The organism is Ensifer sp. GW821-FHT05G01, assembly GCF_059419585.1.
Genome location: NZ_JBWKSC010000011.1, coordinates 1 through 12,806 on the forward strand (window position 1 = coordinate 1; position 12,806 = coordinate 12,806).

8 protein-coding genes and 2 pseudogenes are annotated in these 12,806 nt (G+C 61.3%); 2 read left to right on the forward strand and 8 right to left on the reverse strand.

The window, feature by feature from the left end; genetic code table 11:
• Window positions 1–223: 223 nt before the first annotated feature.
• The 8 genes and pseudogenes from AC07UR_RS23785 to AC07UR_RS23820 all read right to left on the reverse strand — a co-directional run bounded on the left by AC07UR_RS23785 (window position 224) and on the right by AC07UR_RS23820 (window position 10,475).
• Window positions 224–2,068, reverse strand: a complete 1,845-nt coding sequence (locus AC07UR_RS23785; protein WP_494700204.1) for a response regulator — start codon at window positions 2,066–2,068, stop codon at window positions 224–226.
• Window positions 2,046–2,918, reverse strand: a complete 873-nt coding sequence (locus AC07UR_RS23790) for a CheR family methyltransferase (protein ID WP_209792933.1) — start codon at window positions 2,916–2,918, stop codon at window positions 2,046–2,048. The genes AC07UR_RS23785 and AC07UR_RS23790 overlap by 23 nt, the downstream gene beginning before the upstream one ends.
• Entirely contained in the window at window positions 2,915–4,945 is a 2,031-nt protein-coding gene (locus tag AC07UR_RS23795; protein WP_234942067.1) for a response regulator, read from the reverse strand. The genes AC07UR_RS23790 and AC07UR_RS23795 overlap by 4 nt, the downstream gene beginning before the upstream one ends.
• 141 nt (window positions 4,946–5,086) lie before the next feature.
• Window positions 5,087–6,019 (reverse strand): GAF domain-containing protein, encoded by a 933-nt coding sequence (locus tag AC07UR_RS23800; RefSeq protein WP_234942068.1) that lies wholly within the window; start codon window positions 6,017–6,019, stop codon window positions 5,087–5,089.
• 276 nt (window positions 6,020–6,295) lie between these two features.
• Window positions 6,296–6,960: pseudogene (locus tag AC07UR_RS23805) on the reverse strand (zinc-binding dehydrogenase); the annotation flags it as partial.
• Window positions 6,950–8,326: an aspartate aminotransferase family protein gene (locus AC07UR_RS23810; protein ID WP_173422847.1), complete on the reverse strand. Its 1,377-nt coding sequence runs from the start codon at window positions 8,324–8,326 to the stop codon at window positions 6,950–6,952. The pseudogene AC07UR_RS23805 and the gene AC07UR_RS23810, both read right to left, overlap by 11 nt.
• A 50-nt stretch (window positions 8,327–8,376) precedes the next feature.
• On the reverse strand, window positions 8,377–9,873 hold the full coding sequence (locus AC07UR_RS23815) for an NAD-dependent succinate-semialdehyde dehydrogenase (protein WP_173422848.1): 1,497 nt from the start codon (window positions 9,871–9,873) through the stop codon (window positions 8,377–8,379).
• 119 nt (window positions 9,874–9,992) lie between these two features.
• A complete protein-coding gene (locus tag AC07UR_RS23820) occupies window positions 9,993–10,475 on the reverse strand; it encodes an Lrp/AsnC family transcriptional regulator (RefSeq protein WP_173422849.1) in 483 nt (160 codons plus the stop codon).
• A 103-nt stretch (window positions 10,476–10,578) separates the two neighbouring features.
• Here AC07UR_RS23820 and ehuR point away from each other — a divergent pair, with 103 nt between their 5' ends.
• Both ehuR and ehuB read left to right on the forward strand, forming a co-directional pair.
• Window positions 10,579–11,964, forward strand: a complete 1,386-nt coding sequence (gene ehuR / locus AC07UR_RS23825) for a MocR-like ectoine utilization transcription factor EhuR (RefSeq protein ID WP_173422850.1) — start codon at window positions 10,579–10,581, stop codon at window positions 11,962–11,964.
• 278 nt (window positions 11,965–12,242) lie between these two features.
• Window positions 12,243–12,763 (forward strand): annotated as a pseudogene (ehuB, locus tag AC07UR_RS23830) (ectoine/hydroxyectoine ABC transporter substrate-binding protein EhuB); the annotation flags it as partial.
• Between the last annotated feature and the right edge of the window lie 43 nt (window positions 12,764–12,806).

Consider the following 12,806-nt stretch of genomic DNA (forward strand, 5'->3'; position numbering starts at 1 on the left):
TTTGACCAGTGCGTCGAGAGGCGAGACTGTCGCATCTCTAACTGGCCCAACTGTCGCATTACTAAATAGCCACTACACAGAACGATCGCGTAATCAACATTATGGAACCTTATCATGTTACTACGAGGGGACGCGGTCTGCCGCTCAGGGTGCCGCCGGCGGCCGACAAAGGGACACACACCCAAGAAGCTGTTACGTCACCGCGTCAACTCCCCCCACTTTTTTAAGTGGCCATCGCAGCGGCCATCGCACTTTTGGTCGTCTCGATAAGCTGCTGGTCGCTGAATGGCTTGGCGACCACGGGAACGCCCGCAAACCTCGTCGGAAGGTTCTCCCGGCCGTAGCCGCTGACGAACACGAAGGAGATTTTCTTGTCCTGCAGCGCAGAGGCCACGGCATCGACAGCCTGGCCACGCAAGTTTCCGTCGAGGAGCGCGACGTCGACGTCGACATGGCTGATCATGTTCAGCGCCTCGTCGATGCTCGCGGCGATGCCGGCAATTTCGAAGCCGTCCGTTTCCAGCAGCGTGGCAATATCGAGAGCCACAAGGGGCTCATCCTCGATGATCAGCGCTCGGCGTGGTCTTTTCGAAGGCAACGCGTCTCGCGTGACCGCGATCCGATCGAGTTCATTTCCCGCCGCGAGCGTCGATTGTCCTACCAGGCTTTCAGGCATGTCCTCAATTAACAGCTTGATATGCCACTCGATGCCGTTCGCCGCGACCGTCATGTGGGCGGATCCGCCACCTGCTCGTGCGCTTTGCTCGATCAACGTAGTTCCAAATCCCTTCGGAGCCTTCGCTGCAAGGCGCTGCTTGCCTTCCTCAACCCATCGCAGATAGAGCAAACCGGCGTCGAGTTGCCAGTCGAGCCGGGCACGGCCCTCGGCAACCGAGTAGGCGCCATACTTGACCGCGTTGGTGGTGAGCTCATGCACGATCATCGCGATGTGAAGCGCTTCCTGTGGCTTCAGATAGACTGACGGCCCGGCATACGTGAAGCGATCTTCCTCGATAAGTCCGAGCCTCAACTGGTCTGCGACGATTTCATGAAGCTTTGCTCCCCGCCAGGTCGCCGCGCTTAGCATCGAATGCGCGCGAGACATCGACTGGATGCGTCCGCCGAACGTCTCGGCGAACGAAGCGGGATCACCGGTAAACCGGAGCGTATGAGCTGCCATGGCCTGGACGGTTGCCAGCGTGTTCTTGACGCGGTGATTGAGTTCGCCAATCAGCAAGCGCTGTGTTTCTTCGGCACGCTTGCGGCCGGTCACATCAAGAACCTGGACGCTCATCGACACTAAGCGGCCCTTCGCATCGTAGAGCGCTGAGAGATACCATTCGGCGGTGAACAAAGTGCCCTTGCGATCGCGCGCGACCAGCTCGCATACACCCCTTCCGGTTGCGTCATCTTCTACAAGCGACGCTGCCAACGACGCGAACTGCTCAGCATCCTGGGGCCGGAACACATCGAGTTCGGCAAATGTACGGCCCATTGCGTTATGCGCGGCCCAGCCGAGCATACGCTCGGCGCCCCTCGACCACGACGTCACGCGAAACTGGCAATCCAGTTGAATGAACGCCATCGGCGAGTTGTCCGTATGGGCCTGAATCAGCTCGAGCGCCTGGTTGAGCTTGGTGGTCTGCGCGCGAAGCGAGTTTCGCTGACGCGCCAATTCGAAGAACACGCCGGTCTTGTTGTGTAGGACGATTGGATCGATCGGCTTTTGCAGGTAATCGACGGCACCTGCTTCATATCCACGGAAACGTCGGGCTTCATCAGCCGGCAAGGCTGTCAGGAAGATGATCGGAATGTTGCGGGTGCGCTCGGGCCCGCGCATGACCTCTGCCAGCTCGAAGCCGTCCATGCCGGGCATTTGCACGTCGAGAAGCGCCAGAGAGATGTCGTGGACGAGCAGCAACTCAAGGGCCTGTGGGCCGGACGTAGCCCGGATGAGTTCCAGCCCGTCCCGAGGAAGCAGCGCCTCGAGCGCAACGAGGTTTTCTTCCAGATCGTCGACGATCAGGAACTTGACGGTGTCACGGTCAGCCATGACGTATTCCTTCATTGCTATGGTGCCGCATGTCTTTGCGATAGATTTTCTCGGTCCGGGCAAAGACATCGAACCGGTCCGCGTATGCCGAGAAACTCAAGGTCTCCTGCATGCCGAGCCCCAGGAAGCCGCCGTGCACGAGCGAGTGATCGAACACGGCGATTGAACGATCCTGCAGCGCCTTGTCGAAGTAGATGAGCACGTTTCGACAAGAGACCAGATGGACTTCGGAAAACACCTGGTCGCTAACAAGGCTATGTTCCGAGAATACGGTGCGAGCCCGCAGCGATTTGTCGAAGACGGCGGAGCCATATGCAGCAGTATAATAATCGGACAGGGACGACCTGCCACCGGACAACCGGTGATTTTCGGTAAAGTGGGCCATGCGGTCGAGCGCGTAGATACCGGCCTCCGCCTTCTTCAGCGCAGCGGGGTTGATATCCGTCGCATAGAACATGGTGCGGCTTTCAAGACCCTCTTCACGAAAGAGGATGGAGAGCGAATAGAGCTCCTCCCCGTCGCTGCAGCCAGCAATCCAGACTTTCAGCGAAGGGTAGGTCTTGAGGTGCGGGATCACTTTTTCCCGCAGCATGCGGTAGTATTCGGGATCGCGAAACAGTCCGCTCACCTGCACGGTCAGGAAGTTGAGCAATTCGCGGAAGACCGAGGGTTTGTGGAGCACGAGGTGCTGAAGCATGGAAAGGCTGCCGCACCCGAAATGGACCCTCGCCTGCTCCATCCGTCGCGCCAGCGACGCCTGGGAATAGCCCCGGAAGTCGTAGTGGCTTTTCTGGTAGATGGCCTCCAGCAGCAAGGTAAGCTCGATCTCATCGATCCTGCTTGCGGACAGTGCAGCATCCGTCATCGCGAGATCCAGACCCGCGCTAGCGATAGCAGCTTGTCGACATCAAGCGGCTTGGCCAGGTAGTCGTTGGCGCCGGCGTCGATCGACTGCTGCTGGTCCTGGGGCATGGCCTTGGCTGTCAGCATGATAATCGGCAGGCCCTTCAGACCCGGGCGCCTGCGAATTTCGCGAACGGCAGTCAATCCATCCATTTCGGGCATCATCACGTCCATGAGCACGAGATCGAAGGGTGATCCGGCGCCTTGCTTCTGGCCCTCGTCAATTGCCTTCAACGCCTCCAGTCCATTTCTGGCGATGGTGACGCTTGCGCCATGGGTTTCGAAGATGCTGGTCAAGGCATAGACGTTGCGCACGTCGTCCTCGACAATCAGGATGCGCCGGCCTTGCACCGCTTCATCGCGATTGAGCGATTTCGCGAGCATCTCCTGCTGCTGGTTTGGAAGCGTTGAAACGACCTGGTGCAGGAAGAGAGTGACCTCGTCCAGCAGGCGCTCGGGCGACTTCGCTCCCTTGATGATGATCGATTTGGCGTATCGCCTCAGACGGAGCTCGTCGTCGGGGGTGATGTCGCGGCCGGTATAGACGATAACAGGCGGGAAGGCGATCGAAGCGTCCTGGCTCAGTTCGTCCAGAACATCCAGGCCCGAGGCGTCGGGCAAGGTCAGATCGAGCACCATGCAGTCGAATGTCTCGCCTCTCAGCTTCTCAAGGCATTCGGCTGCGGTCTTGGCGCCGACAGTGCTGACATTGCGCGAGTTCAGGAGCAGTTGCACACTCTCGAGCTGCGTCGCATCGTCTTCAACGACAAGCACGCGTCGCACGGGTTCGAGCAGTTTGTGTTCGAGGCCCTCCAGCGCCTGCACCAGTTCCTCGCGCTTGACCGGCTTTAGCGTGTATCCGGCTGCCCCCAGCGCACGCGCGCGGCGGACATAATCCGAAGCGGAGACGACGTGCACGGGGATGTGACGCGTCCGCAGGTCATGTTTCAGCCTGTCGAGCACGAACAGGCCGGTATGGTCCGGCAGACCGATATCGAGGATGATCGCATGCGGCAGGTATTGGCGGGCGAGAATGACGCCGTCTTCCGCGGTGCCGGCAACGATGCATTGAAAACCGAGTTCGTGGGCAAGATCATAGAGGATCTCGGCGAAGGTCGCGTCGTCCTCCACGGCCAGCATCACGCGGCCACCGGCCGTCAACCTGGCGCGGTCGTCGGGGATCAGTTTGGTCGATACGTCTTTGGGAGCGTGCGCCTCTGAGGAGGCCTGTACAATGACAGGCTGGCCGACGACCGATGTCCTCGTCGGGGATTGCGCCGATGTTTCGAGTTCAAGAGGCAGTACCAGCCTGAAGGTGCTGCCCTGCCCTTCCCGGCTTTCGACCTCGATGCGGCCGGAGAGCATGGTGCCAAGCTCGCGCGAAATCGAAAGACCGAGACCGGTGCCGCCGTATTTGCGGCTGATCGTCCCGTCGGCCTGCCGGAACGGCTCGAAGATCGCCTGCTGATGCTCTTCGGAGATCCCGATCCCGGTGTCACGAACGCTGAACGAGATATGGCGCCCTCCACTCTTTTCGATTACCAGCGCAACTTCGCCATTGTGCGTGAACTTGATCGCATTGCTGAGGAAGTTCTTGAGGATCTGCTCCAGTCGGAGCGGGTCGGTGACGACGGTCGCCGGCGTTTCGGATGGGATATCCACGCGCAGCTTCAGACCTTTCTCGACGGCAGTGGTCTCGAACATGCCCTTTAGCTTGCCAACGATATCAGCAACGGCGACTGACTGGGGCTGAACCTCGACCTGACCGGCCTCGATCTTTGAAATGTCGAGGATATCGTTGATCAGCAGCAGCAGGTCATTACCCGAAGATTTGATCGTGTTTGCAAACTTGACCTGCTCTGCGCTCAGATTGCCAGCCTTGTTGTCAGCGAGCAGTTGGGCAAGGATAAGCAATGAGTTCAGCGGTGTCCGCAACTCGTGCGACATGTTGGAGAGGAATTCGGATTTGTAGCGGCTCCCCTTCTCCAAATCCCGGGCCTGCTGCTGCAGTACCAGTTTGGCGCCAGCGAGGTCATCGCGCTGTGCCTCGAGTTCACGTGTCTGGCGTTCGAGCTGGGCGTTGTTCTGTTCCAGTTCGGTCTGCTGAAGTTCCAGCCGCGATTGTGAGTCCTACAGGGACCGGCTCTGGGCCTCGAGTTCGTCGTTCGCGGCGCGCATCTCGTCGCTTTGCGCCTGAAGTTCGGCTGCCTGTTCTCGCGTCTCTTCAAGAAGGTCCCGCAGGCTGTCGCGATATTCCACCGAACGGACGGCGATGCCGATCATGGGAGACAGCCGTTCGACGAGCGCGGCGCCGTCCCTATCGATATCCTTGAGGAAGCCGAATTCCAGAACGGCGTTGATGACGCCGTTATCCTCGGCGGCAAACATCAGCAGATTGCGCGGAACCGCACGGCCAAGGGCCGAGCCGACATAGAGATAATTTTCCGGGACGGCCGAGAGCGTGATGGTCTTTCCGTCCTTCGCTACCTGGCCGATCAGTCCGTCTCCGATCGCGACCGATTGCGGGACCGGCGCGTCGTCGGGCACGCCGAACGATGCCTTGCGACAGAAGGTGGCGCCCTTGCCAATAAAGATCGCGGCACTTTGGGCCCCGAGGAAGGACGTCAGATAATCCAGCACATTATCGGAGAGCTGCTCGATCGTCTGTTCACCGGCTATGCGGCTCGCGAGCCCCACCTGGCCCGCTTGCAGCCATTCCTGCCGACGCACTTCGGTCTTGTTGCGGATGAACGCAAAGCCGGTGGCCGCCAGAACCCATATGGTTGCGACGCAGAGAGAGCGATTGATCTGGGCCAGGCTTTCCGAAACGCCGCTCGGGGCCAGAAAATAGCCTATGACGATGAGGATGGTCGACACGACCGCCACGATAATGGGCGCCTCTTGCCGCCAGGCAAAGAAGGATACCGCAGCCGCCAGGATGTAGACGACCCAGACGGCGGTGCCCAGAGGCAGCATGAGATCGGCTATGAACGGCAACACGACCAGGATCGCGAGGAGAGCATAAATCCAAGGAGCGGACTTTTCCGCCGATGCAGTCGTCATGTCTGTCAATTTCCCCGAGCCGATGCCACTTCGAGCCCACAACTAGCCCTGCAGCATCGCGGCAGATAGTGCCGGACATGGCTTTTTCCAGTCAAAGGCCTGGATAAATATTCATGCGTTCAACAAGGTCTCCCAGCCATTGTTGTCGCTGGCGCGATGGCAACGAAGAAATCGCTGCCAGACAAGGCCCGCCACGGTGGCAATCAGTCCCGGACCAACTGGTGACAACCGCAGAATTGGCGGATGGACTACCGTTGCAAACAGTCGGGTCGCGCCTCAATTTGGAACGAAGACGAGATTGCCGACGAAGCCCTTGGCCATGAAATCCGCCTGCACGCGATGGAAGGCGGATGTGCGCCCGCCTGCCCTGACTTGAGCCATGCAGTTCGAGTTGTTTCAGATACAGGATGCGCAGATCGAGCCGAACGACCGGCCCGCCAATCGCGCCTGCCGTCGTGTATCGGCCCTCCGATCTGAGCACTTTCAAAAGCTCGTTGAAGAGCGGGCCGGCGACGAGATCGGCGACCACATCGATCGGCCTGCCTTTCGCCGCCTTGCGGACCGCATCGACAAAATGATCGTCACCACGACCTGCGGACCGATGGCAAGAACGGGTTGCTCCTTGCCCGGGCCCGTTACGGCAATCGGGATCGCATCGAGCACGCGCTCAGCTGGATGATGGCGATGCCGACCCCGCCCGATGCACCGGTCACCGGCGCGGCCTCGCCGGCTGCAAGGCCGGCCCGCTCGAGCACGCGTTCTGCCGTTAGATAGGCACAGCAGAATGTCGCGAGCTCGATATCGGTCAGGTCTGTATCGACGAGCGCGTTCTGCGCCGCCACCGCCACGTATTGCGCGCAGCTGCCATCGCGGCCCCGTGGCCGACGCGTTGCACCGCGCCCATCGTGCTCGGCATCGCGGGCATGACGGTCATCGTGCGAACACCTCTTCGATCGCTGCCGCTGCTGCCTTCACCACCACGTCAGCCTCTTCCCTAGACAGGCACAGCGGCGGGGCGAAACCGAGAATGTCTCCCTGCGGCATGGCCCGGCCGATAACGCCGCGCTCGGCAAGTGCTGCCGCCACCTGCGGTCCGATCTTCCGGCCCACATCGAAAAACCGCCGGTCATCCCGGTCTTCGACGAACTCGACGGCCGCCATCATTCCGTCGCCGCGAACCTCGCCGACATGCACATGATCGCCGACCGCCTCGGCAAGCTGCTTACGGAAATAGGCGCCGGTCACGCCGGCATTTTCGACAAGGCCAAGCTCGTCGATCAGTTCGAGATTGGCGATCCCGGCGGCGGCGCAGATCGGGTGGGAGGAATAGGTCCAGCCGTGGCCGATCGCACCCAGTTCGTCCGATCCCTGAACCAGCACCTGCCAGACCTTGTCGGAGACGATCGTTCCCGAAAGCGGCGCATATGCGGAGGTGAGGCCCTTGGCGATGGTGATCAGATCCGGCTTCATTCCATAGTGATCGGAGCCGAACATCGTGCCGAGGCGGCCGAAACCGGTGACGACCTCGTCGGCGATGAGCAGGATATCGTATCTGTCGAGCACGACCTGGATCTTCTGCCAGTAGCCCTTGGGCGGCGGAACGATGCCGCCGGTGCCGAGGATCGGTTCGCCGATGAAGGCGGCGATCGTTTCAGGGCCTTCGGCAAGGATCATGTCCTCCAGCTTGTCGGCGCAATATTGTGAAAACTGCTCCTCGTCCATCGAACGGTCCGGCCGGCGGAAATAATAGGGCGCCTCCGTATGCAGGATCGGCGCGCGCGGCAGGTCGAAGGCGTTGTGAAACAGCGCAAGGCCGGTCAGCGATCCGGTCATGACACCGGAACCGTGATAGCCGCGCCAGCGCGAGATGATCTTCTTCTTGTCCGGCCGGCCGAGAATGTTGTTGTAGTACCAGATCAGCTTGATGTTGGTTTCGTTGGCGTCGGAGCCGGAAAGACCGAAATAGACCCGCGACATGCCCTGCGGCGCGCGGTCGATGATCATCTTCGACAGCGTGATCGAGGCCTCCGTGCCATGCCCGACATAGGCATGGTAATAAGCGAGGTTCTTCGCCTGCTCGGCGATCGCATCGGCGATCTTCTGGCGGCCGTAGCCGACATTGACGCAGTAGAGCCCGGCAAACGCGTCGAGGCTGGTGCGACCGTTGACATCCGTGATGTAGACGCCCTCGCCGCCGGCGATGACCCGCGTCGGTGTTTCGCCGCGCGCATGCATGCCCATATGGGTCGACGGGTGGAAGAAATGGTCACGATCCCAGGCGGTCAGTTCGTTGTTGCGGTCGAGCATTTTCTTTTGTCCTTATGCTGTCGTCTTGAATGGATCTCGCGCCTTCGACATCAGGCCGCGGTGTCGATGCAGAGGTATTTGAGCTCGGTAAAAGCCTCGAGCCCGTGCCTGGAGCCCTCGCGGCCGAGACCCGATTGTTTCCAGCCGCCGAACGGAACAGGCCCACCGGTGATCTTCACACGGTTGATCGCCACCATGCCAAACTGCAGGGCGCGGCCCATGCGCCATTGCCGTTTGCCATTCTCCGTCAGGACATAGGCGACCAGACCGTATTCCGTGTCGTTGGCCCGGGCGATGACCTCCGCCTCGCTGTCGAACACCGTCACGGCCGCAACGGGGCCGAAGGTCTCTTCTTGCATGATCAGGGCGTCATCCGGGACATCCGTCAGAAGAGTCGGCTCATAAAACAGCGCCCCCGCGTCGTGCCGCTTCCCGCCGGACAGAAGCGTCGCCCCTCGCATCAAGGCGTCGGCGACCTGCTCCTCCACCTTGGCGACCGCGCGCTCATGCATCAGCGGACCAATGTCGACGCCGGGGCTGAGCCCGGGGCCGACTTTCAGCGCAGCGATGCGCGCCGCAAAAGCGGCGTTGAAGGCCCCGACGATCGGGCGCTCGACATAGATGCGGTTGGCGGCCAGGCAGTCCTGGCCGGAGGTCGCAAACTTGGCGTTGACCGCGATATCGGCGGCCTTTTCGATATCCGCGTCGGCGAAGACAATGAGGGGTGCATGGCCGCCCAGCTCCATCACGAGACGTTTCATGGTTGGGGCGCATTGTGCGGCGATCAGACGGCCGATCGCGGTCGAACCGGTAAAGCTCATGGCACGGACCCTGTTGTCGTCGCACATCTGGCCGACGATCGTCGCGGCATTGCCGGTGACGACGTTGAAGACGCCGGCCGGAATGCCGGCCCGTTCGGCGAGTTCGGCAAGCGCCAGCGCCGAGAGCGGCGTTTCGTAGGAAGGATGGGCGACCACCGTGCAGCCGGCCGCAAGGGCAGCGGCCGCCTTTCGCGTTACCATCGCCGAAGGGAAATTCCAGGGCGTGACGATGCCGACGACGCCGAGCGCTTCCCGCCGCACGACCATCTCGGCGCCGGCAAGGTGGCTGGTGACGCTTTCCGCATTCATACGCTTTCCTTCTTCGGCATACCACTCGAGGAAGGAAGCGGCGTAATCGATCTCGCCTCGCGCTTCGGCAAGCGGCTTTCCTTGTTCCAGCGCCATGATCAAGGCGAGATCATCCCTGCTGGCAAGCATCAGTTCGCCCCATTTGCGCAGCATCGCGGCGCGGTGATGTGGGAGAAGATCATGCCAACCGAGAAAGGCCCGGTCCGCAGCATCGACGGCGGCCGTCGTTTCATCTCCGTCGAGCGAGGCCACCCGGGCGAGCGAACCGCCCGTTGCCGGATCGGTGACCGCAAAGCTCGTGCCGTGGCGGGAAGAAGTCCAACGCCCGCCGACATAGGCAAGCTCGCGCAGCAGATGGCGATCTTTCAACTGGTGCAGCGTGTCGTGAAACGGCGTGCGGGCGAAAACGGCGGTCATCGGCATCTCCTCGGCATGTGTTGCGGAGATGGTGACAGCAGGGGCGCGAGAGATTGTCTCTTCAGCGCATGACCAAGAGAGAATTTGTCTGAATTTAAGCTCGAAGGCAGAGAGATGGTCTAGGGCGATGCGGGAAGCAATGCGGCAAGCGGCAGAACGGTTTCTTCCTTGATCGTCTTCGTCACGATGTAGGTGAAGTAGCGGTCGATGCCGAGTTCGCGATCGAGCAGTCCGTCCACCAGCCGCTGATAGGCGTCGATGTCGGCAGCGACGAGCTTCAAGATATAGTCGACGCCGCCGCCGACCGACCAGCAGGCGGTGATCTCGGGGATGGCTGCGACAGCGCGCTCGAAGCGTTCGAAATCGGCCTGCCGGTGATTGCCGAGCGTCACCTCCATCATCACGCTCGCCACCGGCGCCACGCGGCGCACCGCGACGCGGGCATGATAGCCAGTGATGATGCCGGCCTTTTCCAGTTTGCGAAGCCGCATCCAGCAGGGGGTCGGGGAAAGCCCTGCCTTTTCCGCAAGCGCCAGCTTGGTGATGCGCCCGTCTTCCTGGACCGCCTCAAGGATGCGCAAGTCGATGGCGTCGAGTTTCATTTAGGGGGCTTTCACGCGTGCTGTTTCATGTCAAATCCGGAAAAAGAGATTGGGTGTTGATTTTGGCGTTGTCAATTGACCTCATTTTCAGCAGTGTAAAATCATGACAAATTGGCGCCCCGACCCTGCCCAGCTCCGCCGCCCGGCCTACCTCTCGTTGGCCGAGCAGTTCGCACGCGCCATCCAGGAAGGCAAGCTATCGAACGGGCAGCGCCTCCCGACCCATCGTCATCTCGCCGACGAGCTTGGGCTGTCTGTGCAAACGGTCAGCCGCGCCTACGATGCGCTCATCCGCCGTGGATTGATATCGGGCGAGATCGGACGCGGCAGCTTCGTACAGAGCCAGGCGAAGGAGCCGGAGCCACCCTATCTACCGGAGCGCCTTGGTGAACTGATCGACCTGTCGATCCTCAAGCCAGTCTGCGAACAGCTGCATCTGCAGAAGATGCGCGGCGCCTTTGGCTGGCTTGCGGAGAACCTGCCTTCCAGCTCTGCGCTTTCCTTCCGCCCCCACATGGCGTTCCCGCGCCATCGCAGCGTCGCCGCCGAATGGCTTGCGCGCTGCGGCCTCCAGATCTCGCCGCTCAACATCAGCCTCACCAACGGCGCGACATCCGCCATGACCGTGGCACTGATGAGCGTCGCACCTCCCGGGTCGACGATCGCGACCGAGGCGGTCAGCCACCACACGCTGGTGCCGCTGTCGACCTATCTCGGCATCCATCTCGAGGGCTTGCCCATCGATCAGGACGGCATGGTCCCAGAAGCGCTGGACGAGGCGTGCCGCAAAGGCGTCATCCGGGCTATCTTCCTGCAGCCGTCGGTCATTAATCCCACGGCAACACTGATGAGCGAGGCAAGGCGCGCAGCCCTTGCCGAGGTTGCCCGCCGGCACGACATCGCGATCATCGAGAACGACATCCTCGGCCCGCTCGTCGATGCCGGACTGAAGCCGGTGGCAGCATTCGCGCCGGAGCGCACGCTCTACATAACCAGTTTCACCAAGATCACCGTACCCGGCCTGCGCATCGGTTATCTTGCGGCCCCCGATCGCTACGTGGCGGCCGTTGCCAATAGGCATCTCGTCTCCAACTGGATGGCGACCCCGGCGATCGCCGAGATCGCCACACATTGGGTCAGCGATGGAACCGCATCGGAACTGGTCGACTGGCAGCGTCGGGCGCTGGCTGCGCGCCATGCCATTGCCGCCGACGCACTCGGCAATCTCGACTATCGCTCGCATCCCCAGGGCTTGCACATCTGGCTGCCCCTGCCGGAAGGCCATACGGAGGAAGGCTTCGTCTCGCAGGCGCGGCTTCGGGGCGTGGCGATCGCGCCAGGTTCCTCATTCCGCACATCGGACCTTGGCTGGCGGCCGGCTGTGCGCATCTCTCTCGGCTCGACGAGCGAGCAGGAATTGGGTCAAGGCCTCGGCATCGTCGCCTCTCTGGCGCTTGGAAGTCCCGAAGCTCTGCTGCTTGCGATTTGACGCAGTTGCCTCATTCATGAGCGGAATCGGAATAATTGTCATGATATTATTATTCCAATTAACATGATTTAGATGAGCGATCATCGTTAGGGCATCACCGCGGCCTTGTCGCTGCCGACGAGCGCTATTTCTAGCGGATGCGCGGGAAGATCGGCATGGTGTTCCAGCACTTCAATCTGTTTCCGCATAAATGCGTTCTCGACAATGTCACGCTCACTCCGATGCTGACCAAGGGCATGGCAAGGCCGGCCGCGCAAAAGCCGGCAATGGAGCTTCTCGACATGTGTGCGGCGGTTGCCTATTCGGAGCCGGCGCTGTGCGACGCGGAAGCCTTCGCGCTGAAGAAGGGCAATCCGCTGAAGCTGATGAGTTACAAGGACATCGCCGACAACGCCGACGTCAAGATCGGCGCGCCGGATGGCGGCACGGAGGAGAAACTGGCGCTCGAAGCGGGTGTGCCGCGCGATCGCGTCATCGTCGTGCCAGACGGCCAGAGCGGACTGAAAATGCTGCAGGACGGCCGCATCGACGTCTATTCACTGCCCGTGCTCTCGATCACGATCTGATGTCGAAGGCCAACGATCCGAACCTGGAGGTTGTCGCACCGGTCGAGGGTGCGCCGGTGTATTGCGACGGCGCCGCCTTCAAGAAAGGCGACGAAGCGCTGCGGGACGCATTCGACGTCGAGTTGGCCAAGCTGAAGGAATCCGGCGAGTTCGCCAAGATCATCGAGCCCTATGGCTTTTCCGCCTGGGCCGCGATGTCGACCACCCGCGAAAAACTCTGCGCCGCCAAGTAACGCGCTCCGGCTCCCTCATGCGCCTTGCGACGCGGGGGCCGGT